We start from the raw sequence: 25,157 nt of genomic DNA, 5'->3' as shown, positions 1-25,157 counted from the left end.
CCGAGCTCACTGTTTGCTATAAATTTCCGCGCCGTTCTTGACGAACTCGATGGCTTTCACTTCCATCCCCTGCTTCAGCGCGGCGATGTCGGAAATGCCCTGCGCGGCGGCATATTCGCGGACTTCCTGGGTGATCTTCATCGAACAGAAGTGCGGGCCGCACATGGAGCAGAAATGCGCCACCTTGGCGGAATCCTTGGGCAAGGTTTCATCGTGGAATTCACGCGCCTTGTCCGGATCGAGGCCGATGTTGAACTGGTCTTCCCAGCGGAACTCGAAGCGCGCTTTCGACAGTGCGTTGTCACGGATCTGCGCGCCCGGATGGCCCTTGGCCAGGTCGGCTGCATGCGCCGCGATCTTGTAAGTGATGATGCCGTCCTTGACGTCGACCTTGTTCGGCAAGCCCAGATGTTCCTTCGGCGTGACGTAGCACAGCATGGCCGTACCGTACCAGCCGATGGTGGCGGCGCCGATGCCGGAGGTGATGTGGTCGTAGCCTGGCGCGATGTCGGTGGTCAGTGGGCCGAGCGTGTAGAACGGCGCTTCGTGGCACTGTTCCAGCTGCAGGTCCATGTTTTCCTTGATCAGGTGCATAGGCACGTGGCCAGGACCTTCGATCATCACCTGCACATCGTGCTTCCAGGCGATCTGCGTCAGTTCGCCCAGCGTCTTCAATTCACCCAGCTGCGCTTCGTCGTTGGCGTCGTAGATCGAACCTGGACGCAAGCCGTCGCCGAGACTGAAGCTGACGTCATAGGCTTTCATGATTTCGCAGATGTCTTCGAAGTGATCGTAGAGGAAGGATTCGCGGTGATGCGCCAGGCACCACTTGGCCATGATAGAGCCGCCGCGGCTGACGATGCCGGTCAGGCGTTTGGCGGTCATCGGCACGTATTGCAGGCGCACGCCGGCGTGGATGGTGAAGTAGTCGACGCCTTGTTCGGCTTGCTCGATCAGGGTGTCGCGGAAGATTTCCCAGGTCAGGTCTTCTGCCTTGCCGTTGACCTTTTCCAGCGCCTGGTAGATCGGCACGGTGCCGATCGGCACCGGCGAATTGCGGATGATCCATTCGCGCGTTTCGTGGATATGCTTGCCGGTCGACAGGTCCATCACGTTGTCGCCGCCCCAGCGGATCGCCCAGGTCATCTTCTCGACTTCTTCGCCGATCGACGAAGTCACCGCGGAGTTGCCGATGTTGGCGTTGATCTTGACCAGGAAATTACGGCCGATGATCATCGGTTCGATTTCCGGATGGTTGATGTTGGCAGGAATGATGGCGCGGCCGCGGGCGATTTCGGAGCGCACGAATTCCGGCGTGACGAAATCACCTGCGGCTGGCAACGCGGCGCCGAATGATTGACCGGGATGCTGGCGCCCCATCAGCTCGGCCAGCTTGTTGCCCATCGGGCCGGAAGCTTTCAGCTCTTCCAGGTATTCCTTGCGGCGCATGTTTTCGCGGATCGCCACGAATTCCATTTCCGGGGTGATGATGCCCTGGCGAGCGTAATGCATCTGCGTGACGTTGCCACTGCGGTTCTTGCCAGCCTTGGCGCGACGCGGCTTGCGATGCAGGTTGAAGCGCAGCTCGGCCAGCTTGGGATCGTTAAGGCGTTCGATGCCGTATTCCGAGCTAGGGCCTGGCAGTTCTTCGGTATCGTCGCGTTCCATGATCCATGGCAGCCGCGGCGTCGCCAGGCCGGAGCGGATGTCGATCTTGACGTCCGGATCGCTATATGGACCCGAGGTGTCGTAGACGTAGATAGGCGGATTCTTTTCGGCGCCAAACGAGGCCGGCGTATCGGACTGGCTGATCTGGCGCATCGGCACGCGGATATCAGGGCGCGAGCCGGTGACGTAGATCTTGCGCGAATTCGGCAGGGGATGGATTGCGGCTTCATCCACCGTTGCAGTGGCGGACAAGAATTTTGGATTGGCGTTCATATTGGCTCCTTTGCTTGTAATTCATGGCTTGGAGCCAGCAAAGGAGTTTTCGAGCCTGACGGTGGGAATCACTGCAAAAAGCGGTAAATCGGCCGACAACATTCTCGACAGCTTCCCTTCGCTGGCATTACCCAGATCAGGTTCGAGGGTATTTCTCACCCGATTGCATTAGCGTTTCAGCAATCAGGACCCCTAGCGTTGCGTTGCCCGGTGTTTGAATCCCGAGGCAGCGGAAAGGATTTTACACCCGCAATCGGCTTGCGGTATATCGAAAATCCGGGTTTCCTTATCCCGGATCAAGTATAGAAGCCGGCTTCCGTGGCAAATCCGTCCACACGATTGTTTTTACGTCAAAAAACCATGCTTCCCGGCCGCCAATGTTAGGAGCCATCCGGCCGCGTACTTTATAATCATCGTTTTAGATCGCTTTCGCAAAGAACCCCAATAAATCATGGAATTAGCCAAGTCTTTCGACCCTGCCGAGATTGAACAATTCTGGCGTACGGAATGGGAAAAGCGCGGGTACTACACCGCCAGCACCGACGCCGACAAGCCTTCCTTCAGCATTCAGTTGCCGCCGCCCAACGTCACCGGCACGCTGCACATGGGACACGCTTTCAACCAGACCATCATGGATGGCCTGACCCGTTACCACCGCATGCGCGGCTATAACACGGCCTGGATTCCCGGTACCGATCACGCCGGCATCGCCACGCAAATCGTGGTCGAACGGCAACTCGATGCGCAAAAGATATCGCGCCATGACCTCGGCCGCGAGAAATTCGTCGAAAAGGTCTGGGAGTGGAAAGAAAAATCCGGCTCCACCATTACCGGCCAGATGCGCCGCATGGGCGCCTCCACCGACTGGAGCCGTGAGTATTTCACGATGGACGACAAGCTGTCCGGCACCGTGGTTGAAGTATTCGTGCGCCTGTTCGAACAAGGTCTGATCTATCGCGGCAAGCGCCTGGTGAACTGGGATCCGGTGCTGGGCACCGCCATCTCGGAACTGGAAGTGCTGTCGGAAGAAGAAGACGGTTCGATGTGGCATATCCGCTATCCGTTCGCCGACGGCAGCGGCCATCTGACGGTGGCGACTACCCGTCCGGAAACCTTGCTGGGCGACGTTGCGGTGGCGGTCGATCCGACCGACGAACGCTATATCCACCTGGTCGGCAAGATGCTCAAGCTGCCGCTGACCGATCGCGAAATCCCGGTCATTGCCGACAGCTATGTCGACAAGGAATTCGGCACTGGCTGCGTGAAGATCACGCCGGCGCACGACTTCAACGACTATGCAGTGGGACAACGGCACAAGCTGGCGCAAATCACCATCTTGACGCTGGACGCCAAGATCAATGAAAACGGCCCTGTCCAATATCAAGGCATGGATCGCTTCGTGGCGCGCAAGCAGATCGTTGCCGATCTGGAGGCCCAAGGTTTGCTGGAATCGGTGAAACCGCACAAGCTGATGGTGCCACGCGGCGACCGCACCGGCGTCGTGATCGAACCGATGCTGACCGACCAGTGGTTCGTGGCGATGAGCAAGGCGGCGCCGGAAGGCACGCATTTCCCGGGCAAGTCGATTACCGAAGTGGCGCTGGAAAAAGTCGCCAACGGCGAAATCCAGATGATTCCGGAAAACTGGAACAACACCTACAACCAGTGGCTCAACAATATCCAGGACTGGTGTATTTCGCGCCAGCTGTGGTGGGGCCATCAAATCCCGGCCTGGTATGCCGACGACGGCAAGATCTATGTCGCCCGCAATGAAGCGGAAGCGCAAGCCAAGGCTGCCGCCGCCGGCTACACCGGCGCGCTGCGGCGCGACGACGACGTGCTCGACACCTGGTTCTCATCAGCGCTGGTGCCGTTCTCGACCTTGGGCTGGCCGGAAGAAACGCCGGACTACAAGATGTTTCTGCCGTCCTCGGTGCTGGTCACCGGCTTCGACATCATCTTCTTCTGGGTGGCGCGGATGGTGATCATGACCACCCACTTCACCGGCAAGGTGCCGTTCAAGACCGTGTATGTGCACGGCCTTGTACGCGACGGCAACGGCCAGAAGATGTCGAAGTCGAAGGGCAATACGCTTGACCCTATCGACCTGATCGACGGCATCACGCTGGAAGAACTGGTCGCCAAGCGCACCGTTGGCTTGATGAAGCCGAAGGACGCGGAACGCATCGCCAAGGCGACCCGCAAGGAATTCGCCGACGGCATCCCTGCCTTCGGCACCGATGCGCTGCGCTTTACCTTCGCTTCGCTGGCGACGCTCGGCCGCAATATCAATTTCGACCTCGGCCGCTGCGACGGCTATCGCAACTTCTGCAACAAGCTGTGGAACGCCACCCGCTTCGTGCTGATGAACACCGAGGACAAGGACTGCGGTTTCGAAGGCCATACGCCTGGTGTGTGCGACAAGGAAAACCTGCAATTCTCGCAAGCGGACCGCTGGATCGTGTCGCTGCTGCAGCGCACCGAAGCTGATGTCGCCAAGGGTTTCGCCGACTACCGTTTCGACAATATCGCTTCGGCCATCTATAAATTCGTCTGGGATGAATACTGCGACTGGTACCTGGAAGTCGCCAAGGTGCAGATCCAGCATGGCAACGAAGCCCAGCAGCGCGCTACCCGCCGCACCTTGCTGCGCGTGCTGGAAGTCGTCTTGCGCCTGGCGCATCCGGTCATCCCGTTCGTCACCGAAGCCTTGTGGCAAAGCGTGGCGCCGCTGACCGGCAAGGTGCTGGATCCGGCTGGCGACTCCATCATGCGCCAACCTTACCCGGAAGCGAACCTGGAAAAGATCGACGACAGCGCGGAAGCCTGGATGACCCAGTTGAAGTCGCTGACCGATGCCTGCCGCAACCTGCGTGGTGAAATGCAATTGTCGCCTGCGCTGCGGGTGCCGCTGATCATCGCCGGCTCCGCCGAACAGCAGGCGACCTTGCTGTCGTTTGCACCATACTTGCAAGCACTGGCGAAATTATCAGAAGTGCAAGTAGTAGAGACTCTACCCGAATCGCCGGCGCCGGTCTCGATAGTTGGCGATGCTAAGCTGCTGCTCAAGGTAGAAATCGATGTTGCAGCTGAACGGGAACGTTTAGGCAAGGAAATCACTCGTATTGAAGGCGAGATGGCGAAAGCCGAAACCCAGCTGGGCAATGAAAGTTTTGTGGCAAGAGCACCGGCACAGGTGGTTGCACAGATGCGGGAACGCCTGGTGAATTTTTCGAGTACCCTTGAAAAACTGCGCGAACAGTTTGCAAAATTAAAAGTATCTTGATTTCTTAATAATAGGATGACACCGGCTGGCAATGGCTGCAGCCGGTGCAACAGATACCAGGAGACGAAGAATGAATAAACTTTTGATGCGGCTTGTATTCACTGCAGTCGCCGGCAGCGCCATGCTGGCCGGCGGTGCTTTCGCCCAGGACCCTAGCTCAGCAGTCGGCCTGTGGAAAAATATTGACGATCACACCGGCAAGCCAAAAGCGTTGATACGCATTACCGAATCCAACGGCGTCCTGATCGGCAAGATCGAGAAGCTGCTGCGCGATCCGGACCAGGACCAGAATCCGAAATGCGTCAAATGCGAAGGCGAACTGAAGGATCAGCCTATCCTGGGCATGACCATCATCACCGGCATGCAAAAGGATGGCAGCGAATACAACGGCGGCAAGATCCTTGATCCGGATAACGGCAAGGTCTACAAAAGCAAGATGACGCTGCAAGACAATGGCGCCAAGCTCGACGTGCGCGGCTATATCGGCGTGCCGATGCTGGGCCGTACGCAAACCTGGCTGCGTCAGGAGTAAGTTCTGTTCTGATGAGTCGCCACGGCTTGCCGCAGGCGTAAAAAAATGCCGTTCCAGCTTTGGGCTGAACGGCATTTTTATTTGGCTGGCGCTGATAGCGCTATCAGCATGGCTGTCTATATGCAGCGGTGTCGCCTACACGAAAGACACCGTCAGGCCCGGCAGCGCAATGCCGGAAAACGCCGTGACCCAGGTCTGCCCGGCTTGCACCGGATAGGCATCGGTCCAGGTGCCGGTGGTGATGATTTCCCCGGCCTGCAGAGGCGTGAATTCCGGATGGGCGTTCAGCACCTGGTGCAAATGCCACAAGGCGTGCACCGGACTGTCCAGCACATCGCTGCCGAAACCGGCGCCGCACAAGGTAACCGAATCTTCGGTGCAGCACGACAGCGAAACGCTGGCGTTGGCCAGCATGCTGGCCAGGTTGCGCCGGGTCGCGCTCGACAATACGTGCGGTTCGCCGATGATCAGTGTGCCATGCAGGCCGAAGGCGGCGATGGCATCCACCGCTTCAAACTTCCAGTCAGGGAATGGGCAGACCACGATTTCGAAGGCATGCGCCATCCATTCGATGCAATCGGCGATTTCCTCCAGGCTGGCGTCCGGCGCCGGCGTCCGGCCCAGACTGAACACCACCTCAGGTTCTATGCGCGGCTGCACTGCTCCTTCCAGGCTCTGGATGCCGCGGTTATCTTCCGCATAACGCACCGTGGTGTCGAAGATATGCGCCCAGATCGGTGCGCTGATCGATTCCGCAATGCCGTATTTCTGCCAGATATTGCGATTGCAGAATCCGAGCTTGCGTCCGACCGGATTGGAACCCTGACCGATACTCGCGTCCAGGATCCGCTTGCCGATCTCATAGCCATCCATCACTGACAAGGCGTCGGCTTCGGACAGCAGGGGCATCAGTTTGGCTTGCGCTCGCGCGTCCAAAAGCTGATGGGCATAACGGTTAGCTTTGGTAGACATAAGCATGGTTGACTTGCACACTATTAGTGAAGACTATCGTATTGTCTGTGACGTTTAATTTTTGCACAAGCTCCGAAACATTAGCATTTCGGCACCTGCATCGCGGGACGGCACGATACCCGCGCATTTGCGGCTATCAGCCGCGATTAGAAACGATCATCGAATTCGCGATTTTTGCAAAAACTGATCAAGCTGTGATGCGAACAGATGGCGGTCGCTTTGACTGAATGTCGTCGGACCGCCGGTTTCGACCCCGCTGCCGCGCAATTCCTCCATGAAATTGCGCATCGTCAGGTGCTGCTGGATGTTGTCTTCGGTATAAAACTCGCCGCGCGGATTCAGTGCCTTCCCGCCTTTTGCCAGGACATCGGCCGCCAGCGGAATATCCGCGGTGATGACCAGGTCCCCAGGCTGCAATAACCTGACGATTTCATTGTCGGCCACGTCGAAGCCGGCCGGCACTTGCAACGCCTTGATGAAGCGTGAAGGCGGCACCCGCAACAGCTTGTTGGCCACCAGCGTCACCGTGATCTGCAAGCGCTCGGCGACCCGGTACAGGATTTCCTTGATGACGTTCGGACAAGCATCGCCGTCAACCCAGATCTGCATGGCGGCGGACTGGCCGCCTGCTGCATCGGCCGCATTTGCCTTCCGCAGCGGATTAATTTTGCCCCCACAGCTCACCGTTCGGCCCGGTGCGCGGCGCGCTGACGCCAAAATGCGTATACGCCGCGGGTGTCGCGATACGGCCACGCGGCGTCCGCTGCAAATAACCTTGCTGGATCAGATATGGCTCCAGCACGTCTTCGATGGTGTCGCGCTCTTCGCCGATCGCCGCCGCCAGGTTGTCCAGGCCGACCGGACCGCCGCCGAACTTGAACAGCACCGCTTCCAGCAATTTCCTGTCCATGATGTCGAAACCGACCGGATCGACATCCAGCATGACCAGCGCGGCGTCCGCCATCGCCTTGGTGATTTCACCGTTGCCTTTGACTTCCGCATAGTCGCGCACGCGGCGCAACAAGCGGTTGGCAATGCGCGGCGTGCCGCGGCTGCGCTTGGCGATTTCAAAAGCGCCATCATCCATGATCGGCGCCCCCAGCAACGATGCGCTGCGGGTAACGATTTTACCCAGCTGCTGCGGCGTATAGAACTCCAGGCGGGCGACAATCCCGAAGCGGTCGCGCAAAGGATTGGTCAGCATGCCGGCGCGCGTGGTCGCACCGACCAGGGTGAAAGGCTGGAGGTCGAGGCGCACCGAGCGCGCAGCGGGACCTTCGCCAATCATGATATCTATCTGATAATCTTCCAGCGCCGGATACAGGATTTCTTCCACCACTGGCGACAGGCGGTGAATCTCGTCGATGAACAGGACATCGTTGGCCTCCAGGTTGGTCAGCAGCGCAGCCAGATCGCCCGCGCGTTCCAGCACCGGCCCAGAAGTCTGGCGCAGGTTGACGCCCATTTCGCGCGCGATGATGTGCGCCAGGGTGGTTTTTCCCAGTCCGGGAGGGCCGAACAACAGCGTGTGGTCCAGCGCTTCGCGTCTTTGGCGCGCTGCGGTAATGAATATCTGCAGCTGGTCGCGTATCTTTTCCTGGCCGACATACTCGTCCAGCTGTTTCGGCCGTAATGCGCGTTCGATCGCCTCTTCATTCGGCGATGCCGGCGTGGCGGAAATGATGCGCTGTTCGGTGAAATCGTCGGTTTGGATACTCATGATCGGATTGTAGCCAGTGTGCGGCGATTAAATATAGAAAAAAACCACGCTACGCCAATAAAAGACAAATCATTCTGTTTTGTTCCGCAACCCTACAGCTTGGACAGCGCTTTCAATGCCAGTTTGATACCTTCCGACACGGTAGCATCCGCCGGCAGCTGCTTGAGCGCGAGCATGGCTTCCTTGTCTGAATAACCTAATGCAATCAAGGCGTTCAGGATATCGCCGCTGGCTTCGCTGCCATGAGGACTACCAACCGGCCCCAGATCCGCACCCAGCTTGCCTTTCAGTTCCAGCAGCAGACGCTCGGCGGTTTTCTTGCCGATGCCAGGCACTTTGGTCAGCCGTCCGGCTTCCTGCAAAGTCACTGCTTGAGCAAGATCGTGCACTGACATGCCTGACAGGATCGAAAGCGCGGTGCGGGCGCCCACGCCGCTGATCTTGATCAGCTGCTTGAAGACATTCCGCTCTTCAGCAGTACCAAAACCATACAGCACGTGCGCATCTTCGCGTATTGCCAGATGGGTCAGTAACGCCACTTTTTCGCCGAGTCCCGGCAGATTATAGAAAGTGCTCATCGGCACCCCGACTTCATAACCGACGCCGTTGCAGTCGATCAGCAGTTGAGGTGGATTTTTCTCGAGCAGAATGCCTGAAAGACGACCTATCATCGCGGTATGGCCTTAATGTGAATCAATGAATCATACAGGACAACTGGTTAAAAACACAGTAGTTTTCTTGCGGGAATACGGAAATTGCAGAAAATGAAGGGAAACGCAGGATTTCTGCGCAAAGCAAAAACCCTCTGTCCGGTAAGGAGCAGAGGGTTTTTTAATAAAAGCCTGACGATGACCTACTTTCACACTGGTTGCAGCACTATCATCGGCGCAAATTCGTTTCACGGTCCTGTTCGGGATGGGAAGGGGTGGTACCAAATCGCTATGGTCATCAGGCATAACTTGTAACCGCTGCTTGTTCCACTGTAGTGGCAACAAACAACGCAATCTAGAAGAAGTAGTTTTTTATACCGGCCACACAAGGGTGTGTGTGACCGGTTGGGTATGAATGTCCAAACGGTGTTGCTATCTGTTGAGGATAGTCACCTTGGCAAACAAATAAGCTCATCATATAACCTGCTAAGGTTATAGGGACAAGCCTCACGGGCAATTAGTATCAGTTAGCTTAACGTATTACTACGCTTCCACACCTGACCTATCAACGTCCTGGTCTCGAACGACCCTTTAGGGGAATCTAGTTCCCGGGAAATATCATCTTAAGGCAAGTTTCCCGCTTAGATGCTTTCAGCGGTTATCTCTTCCGAACTTAGCTACCCGGCAATGCCACTGGCGTGACAACCGGTACACCAGAGGTTCGTCCACTCCGGTCCTCTCGTACTAGGAGCAGCCCCCTTCAAATTTCCAACGCCCACGGCAGATAGGGACCAAACTGTCTCACGACGTTTTAAACCCAGCTCACGTACCACTTTAAATGGCGAACAGCCATACCCTTGGGACCGGCTACAGCCCCAGGATGTGATGAGCCGACATCGAGGTGCCAAACTCCCCCGTCGATATGAACTCTTGGGAGGAATCAGCCTGTTATCCCCAGAGTACCTTTTATCCGTTGAGCGATGGCCCTTCCATACAGAACCACCGGATCACTATGTCCTACTTTCGTACCTGCTCGACTTGTCAGTCTCGCAGTTAAGCACGCTTATGCCATTGCACTATTAGCACGATGTCCGACCGTACCTAGCGTACCTTCGAACTCCTCCGTTACACTTTGGGAGGAGACCGCCCCAGTCAAACTGCCTACCATGCACTGTCCCCGATCCGGATAACGGACCAAGGTTAGAACCTCAAACAAACCAGGGTGGTATTTCAAGGTTGGCTCCACGAGAACTAGCGTCCCCGCTTCAAAGCCTCCCACCTATCCTACACAGATTGGTTCAAAGTCCAATGCAAAGCTACAGTAAAGGTTCATGGGGTCTTTCCGTCTAGCCGCGGGTAGATTGCATCATCACAAACATTTCAACTTCGCTGAGTCTCGGGAGGAGACAGTGTGGCCATCGTTACGCCATTCGTGCAGGTCGGAACTTACCCGACAAGGAATTTCGCTACCTTAGGACCGTTATAGTTACGGCCGCCGTTTACTGGGACTTCAATCAAGAGCTTGCACCCCATCATTTAATCTTCCAGCACCGGGCAGGCGTCACACCCTATACGTCCACTTTCGTGTTTGCAGAGTGCTGTGTTTTTATTAAACAGTCGCAGCCACCTTTTTATTGCAGCCCTTTCGTCCTTCTGGCGCAGGCCAGTCAAACTACCGGGGCGTACCTTATCCCGAAGTTACGGTACAAATTTGCCGAGTTCCTTCTCCCGAGTTCTCTCAAGCGCCTTAGAATACTCATCTCGCCCACCTGTGTCGGTTTGCGGTACGGTCTCGTTAGACTGAAGCTTAGAGGCTTTTCTTGGAACCACTTCCGATTGCTTCACCAATAAATTGGCTCGTCCCATACCCTTGAATTACGCTGCCGGATTTGCCTAACAGCCTTCTCTGATATAGGAACCGGGACTTCCAACACCCGGACAACCTTCCGCGATCCGTCCCCCCATCGCATCTAACGACGGTGCAGGAATATTAACCTGCTTCCCATCAGCTACGCATCTCTGCCTCGCCTTAGGGGCCGACTCACCCTGCTCCGATGAACGTTGAACAGGAAACCTTGGGCTTACGGCGTGGGGCTTTTCACCCCCATTATCGCTACTCATGTCAGCATTCGCACTTCTGATACCTCCAGCATCCTTTACAAGACACCTTCGCAGGCTTACAGAACGCTCTCCTACCATATCAATAAATTGATATCCGCAGCTTCGGTGACTGGCTTAGCCCCGTTACATCTTCCGCGCAGGACGACTCGATCAGTGAGCTATTACGCTTTCTTTAAAGGATGGCTGCTTCTAAGCCAACCTCCTGACTGTTTTAGCCTTCCCACTTCGTTTGCCACTTAGCCAATCTTTGGGACCTTAGCTGGCGGTCTGGGTTGTTTCCCTCTTGACGTCGGACGTTAGCACCCGGCGTCTGTCTCCCAAGCTCGCACTCATCGGTATTCGGAGTTTGCAATGGTTTGGTAAGTCTCGATGACCCCCTAGCCATAACAGTGCTCTACCCCCGATGGTGATACTTGAGGCACTACCTAAATAGTTTTCGGAGAGAACCAGCTATTTCCAAGTTTGTTTAGCCTTTCACCCCTACCCACAGCTCATCCCCTAATTTTTCAACATTAGTGGGTTCGGACCTCCAGTGCGTGTTACCGCACCTTCATCCTGGCCATGAGTAGATCACTTGGTTTCGGGTCTACACCCAGCGACTGAACGCCCTATTCGGACTCGATTTCTCTACGCCTTCCCTATACGGTTAAGCTTGCCACTGAATGTAAGTCGCTGACCCATTATACAAAAGGTACGCAGTCACGGAACAAGTCCGCTCCTACTGTTTGTATGCACACGGTTTCAGGATCTATTTCACTCCCCTTCCGGGGTTCTTTTCGCCTTTCCCTCACGGTACTGGTTCACTATCGGTCGATATCGAGTATTTAGCCTTGGAGGATGGTCCCCCCATGTTCAGACAGGATTACACGTGTCCCGCCCTACTTGTTGCAAGCTTAGTTCCACAATGATCATTTCGTATAAGGGGCTATCACCCTCTATGGCCGACGTTTCCAAGTCGTTCTACTATGTCCACTGCTAAAACTTGCGGCTGTTCCCATTTCGCTCGCCACTACTTTGGGAATCTCGGTTGATTTCTTTTCCTGCAGCTACTTAGATGTTTCAGTTCGCCGCGTTCGCTTTGCATGCCTATGTATTCAGCATGCAATGACCACTAGGGCCGGGTTTCCCCATTCGGAAATCTGCGGATCAAAGCTTGTTTGCTAGCTCCCCGCAGCTTATCGCAAGCTACTACGTCCTTCATCGCCTGATATCGCCAAGGCATCCACCATGTGCACTTATTCACTTGTCCCTATAACGTTAGCTTCTAGCTGCGTTCACAGCTAAAAAGCGGTTATAGAGGTATTTCTATGAGTTTAGCGTTTGCCGTATCCAAAGTGTTATCGCATTCTCCATGCAGCTTGCGCTCATGGAGTCTTTTGAGAACTCTTTACATACTTTTTGATTTGATACAATCATACCCATCCATAACAATGTCTTGTCATGGACGAATCTTTACTACTTCTTCTAGATTGTTAAAGAACGGCATTACCAATGATCTTAAAAAGACCAAACCTAAATCTCAGCACATGCCCGAATTTGCATTCGCTGCACCGACTTAGGTTTGATATTTCACGCTTCTTCTCACCAAGGAAACTTGGTGGAGGTTGACGGGATCGAACCGACGACCCCCTGCTTGCAAAGCAGGTGCTCTCCCAGCTGAGCTAAACCCCCGAAACTTTATGGTGGGTCTGGTTGGGCTCGAACCAACGACCCCCGCGTTATCAACACGGTGCTCTAACCAACTGAGCTACAGACCCGCTTGGATCAGTACGAGCCTACCATCAACTTCAGCGCTTTCACGCCGCAGCCTTTGACCGATACCTGTTCTTCTTTATTAACAGACGATAAGTGTGGACGCTTAACTTTCATGCAAACTCTAGAAAGGAGGTGATCCAGCCGCACCTTCCGATACGGCTACCTTGTTACGACTTCACCCCAGTCACGAATCCTACCGTGGTAAGCGCCCTCCTTACGGTTAGGCTACCTACTTCTGGTAAAACCCGCTCCCATGGTGTGACGGGCGGTGTGTACAAGACCCGGGAACGTATTCACCGCGACATGCTGATCCGCGATTACTAGCGATTCCAACTTCATGTAGTCGAGTTGCAGACTACAATCCGGACTACGATACACTTTCTGGGATTAGCTCCCCCTCGCGGGTTGGCGGCCCTCTGTATGTACCATTGTATGACGTGTGAAGCCCTACCCATAAGGGCCATGAGGACTTGACGTCATCCCCACCTTCCTCCGGTTTGTCACCGGCAGTCTCATTAGAGTGCCCTTTCGTAGCAACTAATGACAAGGGTTGCGCTCGTTGCGGGACTTAACCCAACATCTCACGACACGAGCTGACGACAGCCATGCAGCACCTGTGTTACAGTTTTCTTTCGAACACTCCCAAATCTCTTCGGGATTCTGTACATGTCAAGGGTAGGTAAGGTTTTTCGCGTTGCATCGAATTAATCCACATCATCCACCGCTTGTGCGGGTCCCCGTCAATTCCTTTGAGTTTTAATCTTGCGACCGTACTCCCCAGGCGGTCTACTTCACGCGTTAGCTGCGTTACCAAGTCAATTAAGACCCGACAACTAGTAGACATCGTTTAGGGCGTGGACTACCAGGGTATCTAATCCTGTTTGCTCCCCACGCTTTCGTGCATGAGCGTCAGTGTTATCCCAGGGGGCTGCCTTCGCCATCGGTATTCCTCCACATCTCTACGCATTTCACTGCTACACGTGGAATTCTACCCCCTCTGACACACTCTAGCTATGCAGTCACAAATGCCATTCCCAGGTTAAGCCCGGGGATTTCACACCTGTCTTACATAACCGCCTGCGCACGCTTTACGCCCAGTAATTCCGATTAACGCTTGCACCCTACGTATTACCGCGGCTGCTGGCACGTAGTTAGCCGGTGCTTATTCTTCAGGTACCGTCATTAGGGGACCGTATTAGGACCCCCGTTTCTTCCCTGACAAAAGAGCTTTACAACCCGAAGGCCTTCTTCACTCACGCGGCATTGCTGGATCAGGGTTGCCCCCATTGTCCAAAATTCCCCACTGCTGCCTCCCGTAGGAGTCTGGGCCGTGTCTCAGTCCCAGTGTGGCTGGTCGTCCTCTCAGACCAGCTACTGATCGAAGCCTTGGTGAGCCTTTACCTCACCAACTAGCTAATCAGATATCGGCCGCTCTATGAGCATGAGGTCTTGCGATCCCCCACTTTCATCCGTAGATCGTATGCGGTATTAGCTAATCTTTCGACTAGTTATCCCCCACTCAAAGGTACGTTCCGATATATTACTCACCCGTTCGCCACTCGTCAGCGGAGCAAGCTCCCTGTTACCGTTCGACTTGCATGTGTAAGGCATGCCGCCAGCGTTCAATCTGAGCCAGGATCAAACTCTTCAGTTCAATCTCTGTTTTGTGGCATTGCTGCCTAGCATCTCTGCTATCGCTCACTCAAAATACTGACAGGCCACTTCCTCTCGAAAGCGCCTATTTTCTTCTTTTGTGAACATTTAATGTTTTAAGTTATACGCTCCTGATTTACATCAGCAGCGCTGCACTTCCATCAAACGCCCACACTTATCGACTGTTAATTGTTAAAGAACCTTCTACTTCGCGTCACCAGTCACCCGGTTCGCGTCGCTGTCAAATCGTTTTGTTTGTCAGCAGCAGAGAGATGAGATTATGTAGCGTTTCAAGTTTTTCGTCAACTACTTTTTTACTTCTCACCGAAAAACTTTTTACTTCCAACACAACCTGCAACCCGCTTTATTTCCCTCAAACTTCGCTACCAAATCAGCCTCAATCTCTTGCCGCTCATTCGTTTATTTCGCGTCGTTCTCAACGGGAGGCGAACTATAGCAATCCCTCCCGTTGGTGGCAAGCATTTTGTTAAATATTTTTAAAAACAGGCAGACGCTTGCCCAGGAACGCTTGCATGCCCTCCTTCTGGTCCTCTGTAGCGAAGGTGCTGTGGAACAGGCGGCGCTCATAATTGATGCCCTCCGCCAGGGTGGTTTCATAGGCGCGGTTGACCGATTCCTTGATCATCATCACGGCCGGCAGCGACATCGAGGAAATCACGATCGCCGCTTCCAGCGCTTCCTGCAGCAATCTTTCCAGCGGCACCACGCGCGACACCAGGCCGGCGCGCTCAGCTTCGACGGCATCCATCATGCGCGCGGTCAGGCACATGTCCATGGCCTTCGACTTCGATACCGCACGCGGCAGGCGCTGCGTGCCGCCGGCGCCGGGAATGATGCCCAGCTTGATTTCCGGCTGGCCGAACTTGGCATTGTCGGCGGCAATGATGAAATCGCACATCATCGCCAGTTCGCAGCCGCCGCCCAGGGCGAAACCGGCCACCGCGGCAATCACCGGCTTGCGCACGCTGCGGATCTGCTCCCAGTTGCGGGTGATGTAATCGCCTTTATAGACATCCATATAGCTCAGCTCAGCCATGCCGCCGATATCGGCGCCGGCGGCGAAAGCCTTGTCGCTCCCGGTCAGGACAATGCAGCCGATTTCCGGATCGGCATCGAACTTGACCAGAGCCTGGCCCAGCTCCGTCATCAGCTGGTCATTCAGGGCGTTCAGCGCCTTGGGGCGGTTCAGATGGATCAAGCCGACTTTTCCTTGGGTCTCAACCAGAATATTTTCGTATGTCATTACAGATCCTATCTTTATGTATGTTGATTACTGTTGATTACGTATGTTGAACCGTACTTAATTGTAGCGCCGCTAAGTCAGATAAGGTTTAGGATGACCATATTGCAAATCTGCAATACGGCTGCCCCAAGGAATCTTTCAATTTGTGCACTGTCTATATAGATGTACAGAGTTGCTATATTACCGACAAGATCGCCAGATTTTGACCGACACCCCTTTACTAGAAGGAGGCAAGCCATGTTCAAAACCATTCTTGTGCCCACCGACGGCTCTCATTTGTCGGAAAAGGCCATCAATACAGCGATTGAATTTGCAAAATTCAGCGGCGGCAGGATCATCGCCCTGTCCGTCGCCGAGCCCTATCCGTTCTCGCCGATGGCAGAAAGCAGCATGGCCACCGACCCCGGCACCTACGAAGAAAACATGCTGGCGCTGGCTAAGCTGAACGTACAGAAAGTGGCCGACGCCGCAAAAATCGCCGGCGTCGGCTGCGAAATGCTGACGGCGCAAGCCTTCAATCCTGATGAGGAAATTATCAGCGCCGCAGAAAAACACCATTGCGATGCGATTTTCATGGCTTCGCATGGGCGCAGCGGCCTCAGCCGACTATTTCTTGGAAGCAAAACACAGCGGGTGCTGGCGCATTCGACCATTCCGGTGCTGGTATTGCGCTAAGGCGCAGGCCAAGGACATTCTGATCAAGCGCTCCGGCCGGATTCGATTCACATTGCAGCGAATCCGGCCCACCCTTCCTTGGCTCTCTATATAGACAGCAACTTAACGCGTCGGCGTTCCCTTAGGCAGCAACAACCACATCATGCCGCGCTGCTTCATGCGGCCGGCCTTTTCGCCCGCATCGTTGCCAAAGCCCCAGAAGAAATCGGCCCGCACCGCGCCCTTGATGGCGCCGCCGGTATCTTGGGCGATCACCAGTTGCTGCAAAGGCACATTGCTGTTGGGCTGGGTAGTCGCCAGGAACACCGGCGTCCCCAGCGGCACGAACTGCTGATCGACCGCGATCGAACGCAGCGGCGTCAGCGGCACGCCTTGCGCGCCTTTCGGTCCTAGGCCAGGATCCAGCACTTTCTCCTCCTTGAAGAAGACATAGCTCGGATTGGCGTTCAACAATTCCTGCTGGCGGCCGGGATTCGCTGCCAGCCAACCCTTGATGCCTTGCGCCGAAGCTTGCGCCAGCGTCAATTCGCCCTTATCCACCAGATAGCGGCCGATCGAGCGGTAGGGATAGCCGTTCTGGTCCGCATAGGCGACCCGCACAATACTGCTGCCGTCATTCATCTGCACACGGCCGGAACCCTGCACCTGCAGGAAGAAGGCATCGATAGGATCGTCCACCCAGAGGATTTCCTTGCCGGCCAAGGCGCCGGATTTATCCAGCTCGGCGCGGCTTGGATAAGGCAGCAGCTTGTTGCCGACCAGGCGGCCGCGCAGGCGCAAGCCCTTCAGTTCCGGATAAATGCTGGCCAGCTCGACCGTGATCAGGTCGTCCGGCGCCCGGTAGAGCGGCGTCTGGTAAGGCCCCCCGCGCTTGCGCGAGCCTTTCAGCAGCGGCTCGTAATAGCCGGTGACCAGGCCGTTGTCGCTGCCATCGGCGTTAACAACCTGATAAGGCGTGAAAAAAGACTGGAAGAAAGTGCGGATCGCTCGTTCATTGCCGGCATCCAGCCCGGCGGCGATGGCACACGGCTCTTTCCAGTCGGCTTTACGGGCTTGCGTGGTGCAGGAAGTAAGGAAGGCCGGCAGCGCCTGGCGCAAATCGTCGCTGCCCCAGCCTGGCAGGGCTGCAAAAGTGGTGGCGCGCAGGTTGGCGCCAGGAGCGACCGACGGCGCAGCCCCGGTGCCAGGACGCGGCGTGTCCTGTGGCGCAGGTGTAAGGGGGGTAGTAGTGGTGCAGGCAGCTAAACTGAATCCAATAATCAAGACAGAAACGGGTAAACTGAGGCGTTTAAATAGCATTTAGGATTCTTTATGTGGTTAGTGGCTCTCGAAGCTTGCTTCGCCTTCTTTGTATTCGCATTCATTGTCTGGTGGACCATGTTTTCCGGCCGCAAGCCGGATCAAAAACCCCAAAGCAAATCGCTACCGCCAAAAGACGACAAAAAAGAGCAATAGTTCAAAACACAAGGCCTCAATGCAGGGTGCGCGGCAGCGACAGGATGAATTCCGGAATGCTCGCATCGAACTGTTCGCCGTCTTCAGCCACGCAGAAATATTCGCCCTTCATCGAGCCCTGCGGCGTCGCCAGCGAGGTGCCGCTGGTGTATTCGAACTGCTCGCCCGGCTGCAACAGCGGCTGATGGCCGACCACGCCCAGGCCGCGCACTTCTTCCACATGATTGTTGGCGTCAGTAATGACCCAGTGGCGCGAAATCAGCTGCGCGGCGACCTGGCCGGTGTTCTTGATCGTGATCGCATAGGCAAACACAAAGTGCGAACTGTCGGGCTGCGATTGCTCTTCCAGGTACTGGGTCCTGACAGTGACGGTGAATTCATAGGCGGCCATGCTGTTTTCCTCGGTTGATGCTTATCTATAGGCATGAGATGTAGCGAACGGCCCATTGCACACGAATTTCCCCCCTGATGCAAGCTGCAACGACGCCTGACGCGGGGCTAAAGGGTAAAATAGCGACCTTTTGCGCCTTTCCTGGACAGCCTCATGCCAACCTACCGTATTGCTCCAAGCATCCTCTCCGCCGACTTCGCCCGCCTGGGCGAAGAAGTCCGCAATGTCGTCCGCGACGGCGCCGACATGATCCACTTCGACGTCATGGACAACCATTACGTGCCGAACCTGACCATCGGTCCGCTGGTGTGCGAAGCCATCCGCCCGCACGTGCAGGTGCCGATCGACGTCCACCTGATGGTCAAGCCGGTAGACCGCATCATTCCCGACTTCGCCAAGGCCGGCGCCAACATCATCACTTTCCATCCGGAAGGCTCGGAACACATCGACCGCTCGCTGCAGCTGATCCGCGACCACGGCTGCAAGGCCGGCCTGGTGTTCAATCCGGCCACTTCGCTGGATTACCTCGACTATGTGATGGACAAGATCGATATCATCCTGATCATGTCGGTCAATCCCGGTTTCGGCGGCCAGTCGTTCATCCCGGAAGCACTCAAGAAAATCGCCGAGGCGCGCCGCCGCATCGATGAATCGGGGCGCGACATCATGCTGGAAGTCGACGGCGGCATCAAGATCGAGAATATTGCCGCCGCCGCCAAGGCCGGCGCCGACACCTTCGTGGCCGGCTCCGCCATCTTCGGCAAGCCGGACTACAAGGCCGTGATCGACGACATGCGCGCGCAGCTGGCAAAAGCATGAAAATGGCAGCGACTGCAGCAACTGCGCCGATGGCGCTGAGCGGCATCGGCGCCGCCATCATCGACCTCGATGGCACCATGCTGGACACGGCGCCGGATTTCCACGCCGCCGTCAACCGCATGCGCGCCGAACTGGACCTGGCGCCGCTGCCGCAGCAAACCATCGTCGATTTCGTCGGCAAAGGTAGCGAGAACCTGATCCGCCGCGTGCTCGGGGTGGACTATCCTGCAGCCGAGGTCGAACAGCATTTCGAGGCAGCGCTGGATTCCTACCAGCGCCACTACGCCGTGGTCAACGGCAGCCTTGCCACTGTCTATCCGGGCGTGGTGGAAGGTTTGCAAGCCATGCGCAAGCAAGGCTTGCGGCTGGCCTGCGTCACCAACAAACCCTTGGAATTCGCCGTCGCCCTACTGGAAAAAGCCGGCTTGCGCGACTATTTCGAGGTCGTTTACGGCGGTGATTCCTTTCCGAAAAAGAAACCGGACCCGATGCCGCTGCTGGCCGTGTGTGCCGATTTCCAGCTGCAACCGGCACAGGTATTGGCCATCGGCGACTCCAGCAACGACGCCCAGGCAGCCCGCGCGGCCGGTTGTCCGGTGTTTAACGTGCCTTATGGATACAATCACGGCGAGCCTATACAAAATGTCGATTCCGATGGTATAGTCACCTCGCTGCTTGTTGCGGCACAAAATATCAGTCTCTGAAAATCGACTGAATTACAGCTTACTGAATTACGGCTTATTTAAAGACCTCCCTATCTCTCATGTTTTTCAACAAAAAACTTCATGTCCTCTTAGCCGCCCCCGGGGCCTGGCTATGGCGACGCTGGCAATCCTGGGCTCACTGAACCCACCGATAGCTGCTGCCTGAGTATTTGCGGACAAAGTCATTCGCCACATCGTGACGACACACTCTCCCCCTCAATATTTAAAATTCAGGCAACGTTTTTTGTAGTGAACCACCGCTGTTCTACAATAGCGGTCTGGAGAGAAACATGACCGAACTCGAATTCAAATCGCTGGCCACGCAAGGCTACAACCGTATTCCGCTGATCGCAGAAGCCTTTGCCGATCTCGAAACACCCTTGACGCTGTACCTGAAACTGGCCCAAACCCAGCAGACCGGCAAGAACACCTTCCTGCTGGAATCGGTGGTCGGCGGAGAGCGTTTCGGCCGCTACTCCTTCATCGGCCTGCCGGCGACCACGCTGCTGCGCAGCTACGGCACGCGGATCGAAGTGCTCAATAACGACAAAGTGGTCGAAAGCCGCGAAGGCAATCCGCTCGATTTCATCGCCGAATTCCAGGCGCGCTATAAAGTTGCGCTGCGCCCCGGCCTGCCACGCTTTTGCGGTGGCTTGGCCGGCTATTTCGGCTACGACACGGTGCGCCATATCGAAAAAAGGCTGGCGCATTCAACGCCGAAAGACGATCTCGGCCTGCCCGACATCCAGCTGCTGCTGACCGAAGAACTGGCGGTCATCGACAACCTGTCCGGCAAGCTATACCTGATCGTATATGCCGATCCGACCCAGCCGGAAGCCTTCTCCAAAGGGCGACAGCGCCTGAAAGACTTGCGCAACATGCTGCGCCGTCCGGCCGATGCACCGGTGACTTCGGCTTCGGTACGTACCGAAACCATCCGCGAATTCAAGCGCGAAGAATATTTGAAAGCCGTCGCCAAGGCCAAGGAATACGTGATGGCCGGCGACCTGATGCAGGTCCAGATCGGCCAGCGCATCAAGAAGCCCTACGTCGATTCACCGCTGATGCTGTACCGCGCCCTGCGCTCGCTGAATCCGTCGCCGTATATGTACTTCTATAATTTCGGCGACATGCAGATTGTCGGCGCCTCGCCGGAAATCCTGGTGCGCAACGAACAAACCTCGGCCCCCAAGGCCAACGGCGAAGCCAAGCGCACCGTCACCATTCGGCCGCTGGCCGGCACCCGTCCGCGCGGCAGCACACCGGAGCAGGATGCGCAGCTGGCCACCGAACTGCTGGCCGACCCCAAGGAAATCGCCGAACACGTGATGCTGATCGACCTGGCGCGCAACGACATCGGCCGCATCGCCGAAACCGGCAGCGTCAAGGTCACCGACCAGATGGTGATCGAAAAATATTCGCATGTGCAGCACATTGTCTCGAATGTCGAAGGCGAGCTGAAATCCGGCCTGTCCAACCTGGATGTGCTGAAAGCCACCTTCCCGGCCGGCACCCTGTCCGGCGCGCCGAAAGTGCGCGCCATGGAAATCATCGACGAGCTGGAGCTGACCAAACGCGGCATCTACGGCGGCGCCTGCGGCTACCTGTCGTTCGGCGGCGAAATGGATGTCGCCATCGCGATCCGCACCGGCGTCATCAAGGATGGCATGCTGTACGTGCAGGCCGCGGCCGGCATCGTCGCCGACTCGGTGCCCGAGATGGAATGGCAGGAAACCGAAAACAAGGCGCGCGCGGTATTGCGCGCAGCGGAACAGGTACAAGACGGCCTGGATGGAGAAATCTGATGCTGCTGATGATCGACAACTACGATTCCTTCACCTACAACCTGGTGCAATATTTCGGTGAACTGGGTGAAGATGTGCGGACCTACCGCAATGATGAACTCACGCTGGAACAGATCGAAGCGCTGAAGCCAGACCGCATCTGCCTGTCGCCAGGCCCGTGCAGCCCGCGCGAAGCGGGGATTTGCGTCGACCTGCTGAAACAGTTTGCCGGCAAGCTGCCGATTCTCGGCGTCTGCCTTGGCCACCAGGCAATCGGTGAAGCATTCGGCGGCAAGGTGATCCGCGCCCAGCAAGTCATGCACGGCAAGACTTCGCCGATCACCCATACCGGCGTCGGCGTCTTCAAGGATCTGCCTAGCCCGTTCACCGTGATCCGCTACCACTCGCTGGCGATCGAGCGCGCATCGATCCCGGCTTGCCTGGAAATTACCGCCTGGACCGAAGACGGCGAAATCATGGGCGTGCGCCACAAGGATTACGATATCGAGGGTGTGCAGTTTCACCCGGAATCGATCCTGTCGGAACATGGCCATGCGCTGCTGCGCAACTTCGTCCAGCGCACTGCCTGACGCGGCGCTAGCTTAGCTGTTCGCCGGCGCCTGCCACGGCGGCGCCGTCTTTCTCATTCCCGGTAAGGACATCATGCCAATCACCGACCAAGAAGCGCTCTTGCGCTGCATCGAGCACCGCGAGATTTTCCACGACGAAATGCTGTCGCTGTTCCGCCGCATCATGAAGGGCGAAATGTCGCCGCTGATGATTGCGGCGCTGACCATGGGCTTGCGCGTCAAGAAGGAAACCATCGGCGAAATCGCCGCCGCCGCGCAAGTCATGCGTGAGTTCGCCACACCCGTACCCTGCCGCGACACCAGCAATCTGGTGGATATCGTCGGCACCGGCGGCGACGGCGCACAAACCTTCAATATCTCCACCGCCTCCATGTTCGTGGCCGCCGCCGCCGGCGCGCGCGTCGCCAAGCATGGCGGCCGCAGCGTCTCCTCCTCGTCCGGCAGCGCCGACGTGCTGGAGTCGTTCGGCGCCAATATCAATCTGACGCCGGCTCAAGTAGCGCAATCGATAGAGCAAACCGGTATCGGTTTCATGTTCGCGCCCAACCACCATGCAGCGATGAAACACGCGGCGCCGGTGCGCAAGGAACTGGGCGTGCGCACCATTTTCAACATCCTGGGGCCGCTCACCAATCCGGCCGGCGCGCCGAATATCCTGATGGGCGTATTCCATGCCGACCTGGTCGGGATCCAGGTACGCGTCCTGCAACGGCTAGGCGCACAGCACGCGATTGTGGTCTGGGGCCGCGACAACATGGATGAAGTCTCGCTCGGCGCCGGCACCATGGTCGGTGAACTGGTCAACGGCGAGATCCGCGAGTATGAAATCCACCCGGAAGATTTCGGCCTGCAGATGACCGCCAGCCGGAACTTGAAAGTCTCCAACGCGGTCGAATCGAAGGAAAAAGTGCTGGAAGCGCTGCAAGACCAGCCCGGCGCGGCGCGCGATATCGTCGCCATCAATGCCGGCACCGCCTTGTATGCGGCCGGCGTCGCCAGTTCAATCGGTGAGGGCCTGGAGAAAGCGCGCGCAGTAATCGCTTCCGGCGCCGCCAAAGCCAAACTCGATCAGTTCGTGCAAGCCACGCAAAGCATCGCCGCCGCAGGCTGATCGACACCATCAACACCGTAGCAAGGAGCAACGCCATGTCCGATATCTTGAACAAAATCCTGGCCGTCAAAGCGGATGAAGTCGCCGCGGCGAAAAAGCAGCAGGACTTCGCCAGCCTGCGGCGCGAAGTCGAATCCGACACCGAAGCGCGCGCCGCCCTGCGCGGTTACGAAGCGGCGCTGCGCGCCAAGATTGCAGCGGGACATGCCGGCGTGATCGCCGAAGTGAAGAAGGCATCGCCTTCCAAGGGTGTGATCCGCGCCGATTTTCGTCCTGCTGAAATCGCCGCCGATTACGCTGCGCATGGCGCGGCCTGCCTGTCTGTGCTTACCGACATCCAGTTTTTCCAGGGTGCGCCGGCGTATCTGCAACAAGCGCGCGCTGCCTGCAGCCTGCCGGCGCTGCGCAAGGATTTCATGATCGATCCTTACCAGGTGTACCAGGCGCGTTCCTGGGGCGCCGACGCCATCCTGCTGATCGTCGCTGCGCTGGACCATGGCTTGATGGCGGAAATGGAAGCAGTCGCCCATGAACTGGGCATGAGCGTGCTGGTGGAAGTGCACAATGCCGATGAACTGAATGCAGCCTTGAAGCTGAAGACCAATCTGCTCGGCATCAACAACCGCAACCTGCGCACCTTCGAGACGTCGCTGCAGACCACGCTCGACCTGCTGCCGCACATTACGCCGGACAAGCTGGTCGTCACCGAATCCGGCATCCATAGCAAAGACGACGTCAAGCGCATGCGCGACGCCAATGTCCACGCCTTCCTGGTGGGCGAAGCCTTCATGCGCGCGGAGCACCCGGGCGCTGAACTAGGCCGCCTGTTCGCTGACTGAAGCCGGCTTAGAACGCCGGAATCAAGGACCCCTTGAATTCGGCTTCGATGAATTTGCGCACTTCTTCCGACTGATAAGCCTTGACCAGTTTCTTCACCCAAGGCTTATCCTTGTCTTCCGCCCGCGTGACGATCAAGTTGGCGTATGGTCCCTTGGCATCCTCCACCGCAATCGCATCGCGCTGCAATGACAATCCCGCCTTCACCGCATAGTCGTTGTTGACCGAAGCCGCCGCCAGATCGTCCAGCGAGCGTGGCAGCTGCGCCGCATCCAGTTCCACCAGCTTGAGTTTCTTCGGATTGACGATGACATCCAGCGGTGTCGCATTGACGCCGTTTTCGCCGACGCCGGGCTTCAGCTTGATCAAGCCGGCTTTCTGCAACAGCAGCAGCGCCCGGTTGCCGTTGGATGGATCGTTCTGGATGCCGATGCTGGCGCCTGCCGGCAACTGGTCGACTGTCTTGTATTTCTTCGAATAAATGCCCAGCGGCGCCGTGATGGTCAGGGCGACCGGCACGATCTTGTAGCCGCGCGCCTTGATCTGGCTGTCGAGGAAGGGCTTGTGCTGGAAGGCGTTGGCGTCCAGGTCGCCGGCCGCCAGCGCTTCATTCGGCTGCAGATAATCGCTGAAGGTGATCAGCTGGATCTCCAGGCCCTCCCGCGCGGCTACCTTCTTGACCACTTCAAACGTCTGCTCTGCATTGCCCACCGAGACGCCGACCTTGATCTTGTTCTTCTCCTGCGCATGGGCTGCGACGGCGCTGGCCGCCAATAATAAAACCGGTAATGTCTTGACGATGAAACGACGCATTTCTTCTCCGAGGCGGTGTGCTGACAATAAAATGAATAAAGATCTTCACACATCCGCCGGCAATCGCTAAGGAACGATTTTGCA

Annotated in this window: 18 protein-coding genes, 2 tRNA genes, 3 rRNA genes and 1 riboswitch; of the genes, 9 read left to right on the top strand and 14 right to left on the bottom strand. The window is 56.7% G+C overall.

Annotated elements, in window-relative coordinates; genetic code table 11:
• Positions 1-6: 6 nt before the first annotated feature.
• A complete protein-coding gene (gene thiC, locus CPter91_RS03895) occupies positions 7-1,941 on the bottom strand; it encodes a phosphomethylpyrimidine synthase ThiC (RefSeq protein ID WP_061937161.1) in 1,935 nt (644 codons plus the stop codon).
• Positions 1,942-2,037: 96 nt separating this feature from the next.
• Positions 2,038-2,145: riboswitch (TPP riboswitch) on the bottom strand.
• A gap of 247 nt (positions 2,146-2,392) precedes the next feature.
• Between thiC and CPter91_RS03890 the strand changes: the two genes are divergently transcribed.
• Together CPter91_RS03890 and CPter91_RS03885 are read left to right on the top strand one after the other, a co-directional pair.
• Positions 2,393-5,227 (top strand): valine--tRNA ligase, encoded by a 2,835-nt coding sequence (locus CPter91_RS03890; protein ID WP_061937158.1) that lies wholly within the window; start codon positions 2,393-2,395, stop codon positions 5,225-5,227.
• A gap of 70 nt (positions 5,228-5,297) precedes the next feature.
• The gene (locus CPter91_RS03885) at positions 5,298-5,759 is read left to right on the top strand and encodes a DUF2147 domain-containing protein (RefSeq protein ID WP_061937155.1); all 462 of its coding nucleotides are present in this window, start codon (positions 5,298-5,300) and stop codon (positions 5,757-5,759) included.
• Between the two features lie 135 nt (positions 5,760-5,894).
• On the opposite strand, the gene CPter91_RS03880 is transcribed toward CPter91_RS03885, so the two are convergent.
• From CPter91_RS03880 to CPter91_RS03835, 10 genes are all read right to left on the bottom strand, one after another.
• The gene (locus tag CPter91_RS03880) at positions 5,895-6,737 is read right to left on the bottom strand and encodes a 2-keto-4-pentenoate hydratase (protein ID WP_061937152.1); all 843 of its coding nucleotides are present in this window, start codon (positions 6,735-6,737) and stop codon (positions 5,895-5,897) included.
• A gap of 150 nt (positions 6,738-6,887) precedes the next feature.
• On the bottom strand, positions 6,888-7,340 hold the full coding sequence (locus tag CPter91_RS03875) for a YaiI/YqxD family protein (protein ID WP_061945826.1): 453 nt from the start codon (positions 7,338-7,340) through the stop codon (positions 6,888-6,890).
• Positions 7,341-7,392: 52 nt separating this feature from the next.
• Complete coding sequence (ruvB, locus tag CPter91_RS03870) at positions 7,393-8,451, bottom strand: Holliday junction branch migration DNA helicase RuvB (RefSeq protein ID WP_061937149.1); 1,059 nt, start codon at positions 8,449-8,451, stop codon at positions 7,393-7,395.
• Between the two features lie 92 nt (positions 8,452-8,543).
• Positions 8,544-9,122: a Holliday junction branch migration protein RuvA gene (ruvA, locus tag CPter91_RS03865; RefSeq protein WP_061937146.1), complete on the bottom strand. Its 579-nt coding sequence runs from the start codon at positions 9,120-9,122 to the stop codon at positions 8,544-8,546.
• 169 nt (positions 9,123-9,291) lie between these two features.
• Positions 9,292-9,404: ribosomal RNA gene (rrf, locus tag CPter91_RS03860) — 5S ribosomal RNA — on the bottom strand.
• Between the two features lie 193 nt (positions 9,405-9,597).
• Positions 9,598-12,471, bottom strand: a 23S ribosomal RNA gene (locus CPter91_RS03855).
• A 346-nt stretch (positions 12,472-12,817) separates the two neighbouring features.
• Positions 12,818-12,893, bottom strand: a tRNA-Ala gene (locus CPter91_RS03850).
• A 9-nt stretch (positions 12,894-12,902) separates the two neighbouring features.
• A tRNA-Ile gene (locus CPter91_RS03845) sits at positions 12,903-12,979 on the bottom strand.
• 123 nt (positions 12,980-13,102) lie between these two features.
• A 16S ribosomal RNA gene (locus CPter91_RS03840) occupies positions 13,103-14,631 on the bottom strand.
• The 16S, 23S and 5S rRNA genes sit together here with 2 tRNA genes alongside, the layout of an rRNA operon.
• Before the next feature lie 486 nt (positions 14,632-15,117).
• Complete coding sequence (locus CPter91_RS03835; RefSeq protein WP_061937143.1) at positions 15,118-15,894, bottom strand: enoyl-CoA hydratase; 777 nt, start codon at positions 15,892-15,894, stop codon at positions 15,118-15,120.
• Between the two features lie 237 nt (positions 15,895-16,131).
• Between CPter91_RS03835 and CPter91_RS03830 the strand changes: the two genes are divergently transcribed.
• On the top strand, positions 16,132-16,569 hold the full coding sequence (locus CPter91_RS03830) for a universal stress protein (protein ID WP_061937140.1): 438 nt from the start codon (positions 16,132-16,134) through the stop codon (positions 16,567-16,569).
• A gap of 102 nt (positions 16,570-16,671) precedes the next feature.
• Here the strand turns inward: CPter91_RS03830 and mltA are convergent, their stop codons facing one another.
• Both mltA and apaG read right to left on the bottom strand, forming a co-directional pair.
• Positions 16,672-17,868, bottom strand: a complete 1,197-nt coding sequence (mltA, locus tag CPter91_RS03825) for a murein transglycosylase A (protein WP_061937137.1) — start codon at positions 17,866-17,868, stop codon at positions 16,672-16,674.
• Between the two features lie 172 nt (positions 17,869-18,040).
• Positions 18,041-18,415: a Co2+/Mg2+ efflux protein ApaG gene (gene apaG / locus CPter91_RS03820; RefSeq protein ID WP_061937134.1), complete on the bottom strand. Its 375-nt coding sequence runs from the start codon at positions 18,413-18,415 to the stop codon at positions 18,041-18,043.
• A gap of 153 nt (positions 18,416-18,568) precedes the next feature.
• On the opposite strand from apaG, the gene rpe reads away from it, so the two are divergent.
• The 6 genes from rpe to trpC all read left to right on the top strand — a co-directional run bounded on the left by rpe (position 18,569) and on the right by trpC (position 24,262).
• Positions 18,569-19,234, top strand: a complete 666-nt coding sequence (rpe, locus tag CPter91_RS03815; RefSeq protein ID WP_061937131.1) for a ribulose-phosphate 3-epimerase — start codon at positions 18,569-18,571, stop codon at positions 19,232-19,234.
• The gene (locus CPter91_RS03810; protein WP_236905928.1) at positions 19,231-19,938 is read left to right on the top strand and encodes a phosphoglycolate phosphatase; all 708 of its coding nucleotides are present in this window, start codon (positions 19,231-19,233) and stop codon (positions 19,936-19,938) included. Before rpe ends, CPter91_RS03810 begins: the two co-directional genes overlap by 4 nt.
• A gap of 290 nt (positions 19,939-20,228) precedes the next feature.
• Positions 20,229-21,743 (top strand): anthranilate synthase component I, encoded by a 1,515-nt coding sequence (gene trpE, locus CPter91_RS03805; RefSeq protein WP_061937128.1) that lies wholly within the window; start codon positions 20,229-20,231, stop codon positions 21,741-21,743.
• A complete protein-coding gene (locus CPter91_RS03800; RefSeq protein WP_061937126.1) occupies positions 21,743-22,312 on the top strand; it encodes an aminodeoxychorismate/anthranilate synthase component II in 570 nt (189 codons plus the stop codon). Before trpE ends, CPter91_RS03800 begins: the two co-directional genes overlap by 1 nt.
• Before the next feature lie 73 nt (positions 22,313-22,385).
• The gene (gene trpD / locus CPter91_RS03795; RefSeq protein ID WP_061937123.1) at positions 22,386-23,423 is read left to right on the top strand and encodes an anthranilate phosphoribosyltransferase; all 1,038 of its coding nucleotides are present in this window, start codon (positions 22,386-22,388) and stop codon (positions 23,421-23,423) included.
• Positions 23,424-23,458: 35 nt separating this feature from the next.
• Positions 23,459-24,262 (top strand): indole-3-glycerol phosphate synthase TrpC, encoded by an 804-nt coding sequence (gene trpC / locus CPter91_RS03790; protein ID WP_061937120.1) that lies wholly within the window; start codon positions 23,459-23,461, stop codon positions 24,260-24,262.
• A 7-nt stretch (positions 24,263-24,269) separates the two neighbouring features.
• On the opposite strand, the gene CPter91_RS03785 is transcribed toward trpC, so the two are convergent.
• Positions 24,270-25,073, bottom strand: a complete 804-nt coding sequence (locus CPter91_RS03785) for a MetQ/NlpA family ABC transporter substrate-binding protein (RefSeq protein ID WP_061937116.1) — start codon at positions 25,071-25,073, stop codon at positions 24,270-24,272.
• Positions 25,074-25,157: the final 84 nt, after the last annotated feature.

Origin of the sequence: Collimonas pratensis (assembly GCF_001584185.1) — a bacterium.
GTDB lineage: Bacteria > Pseudomonadota > Gammaproteobacteria > Burkholderiales > Burkholderiaceae_D > Collimonas > Collimonas pratensis.
The sequence above is the reverse complement of the archived record's forward strand: the minus strand, read 5'-3'. Positions and strand labels throughout refer to the sequence as shown.

What these genes read in the sequence shown, in the direction of transcription:
- ruvB (WP_061937149.1), bottom strand. Translation starts at nt 8,451, where the DNA reads ATGAGTATCCAAACCGACGATTTCACCGAACAGCGCATCATTTCCGCC.
- CPter91_RS03885 (WP_061937155.1), top strand. Translation starts at nt 5,298, where the DNA reads ATGAATAAACTTTTGATGCGGCTTGTATTCACTGCAGTCGCCGGCAGC.
- ruvA (WP_061937146.1), bottom strand. Translation starts at nt 9,122, where the DNA reads ATGATAGGTCGTCTTTCAGGCATTCTGCTCGAGAAAAATCCACCTCAA.
- CPter91_RS03880 (WP_061937152.1), bottom strand. Translation starts at nt 6,737, where the DNA reads ATGCTTATGTCTACCAAAGCTAACCGTTATGCCCATCAGCTTTTGGAC.
- CPter91_RS03785 (WP_061937116.1), bottom strand. Translation starts at nt 25,073, where the DNA reads ATGCGTCGTTTCATCGTCAAGACATTACCGGTTTTATTATTGGCGGCC.
- CPter91_RS03890 (WP_061937158.1), top strand. Translation starts at nt 2,393, where the DNA reads ATGGAATTAGCCAAGTCTTTCGACCCTGCCGAGATTGAACAATTCTGG.
- mltA (WP_061937137.1), bottom strand. Translation starts at nt 17,868, where the DNA reads ATGCTATTTAAACGCCTCAGTTTACCCGTTTCTGTCTTGATTATTGGA.
- rpe (WP_061937131.1), top strand. Translation starts at nt 18,569, where the DNA reads ATGCCAACCTACCGTATTGCTCCAAGCATCCTCTCCGCCGACTTCGCC.
- trpD (WP_061937123.1), top strand. Translation starts at nt 22,386, where the DNA reads ATGCCAATCACCGACCAAGAAGCGCTCTTGCGCTGCATCGAGCACCGC.
- CPter91_RS03835 (WP_061937143.1), bottom strand. Translation starts at nt 15,894, where the DNA reads ATGACATACGAAAATATTCTGGTTGAGACCCAAGGAAAAGTCGGCTTG.
- CPter91_RS03800 (WP_061937126.1), top strand. Translation starts at nt 21,743, where the DNA reads ATGCTGCTGATGATCGACAACTACGATTCCTTCACCTACAACCTGGTG.
- apaG (WP_061937134.1), bottom strand. Translation starts at nt 18,415, where the DNA reads ATGGCCGCCTATGAATTCACCGTCACTGTCAGGACCCAGTACCTGGAA.
- CPter91_RS03830 (WP_061937140.1), top strand. Translation starts at nt 16,132, where the DNA reads ATGTTCAAAACCATTCTTGTGCCCACCGACGGCTCTCATTTGTCGGAA.
- thiC (WP_061937161.1), bottom strand. Translation starts at nt 1,941, where the DNA reads ATGAACGCCAATCCAAAATTCTTGTCCGCCACTGCAACGGTGGATGAA.
- trpE (WP_061937128.1), top strand. Translation starts at nt 20,229, where the DNA reads ATGACCGAACTCGAATTCAAATCGCTGGCCACGCAAGGCTACAACCGT.
- CPter91_RS03875 (WP_061945826.1), bottom strand. Translation starts at nt 7,340, where the DNA reads ATGCAGATCTGGGTTGACGGCGATGCTTGTCCGAACGTCATCAAGGAA.
- trpC (WP_061937120.1), top strand. Translation starts at nt 23,459, where the DNA reads ATGTCCGATATCTTGAACAAAATCCTGGCCGTCAAAGCGGATGAAGTC.
- CPter91_RS03810 (WP_236905928.1), top strand. Translation starts at nt 19,231, where the DNA reads ATGAAAATGGCAGCGACTGCAGCAACTGCGCCGATGGCGCTGAGCGGC.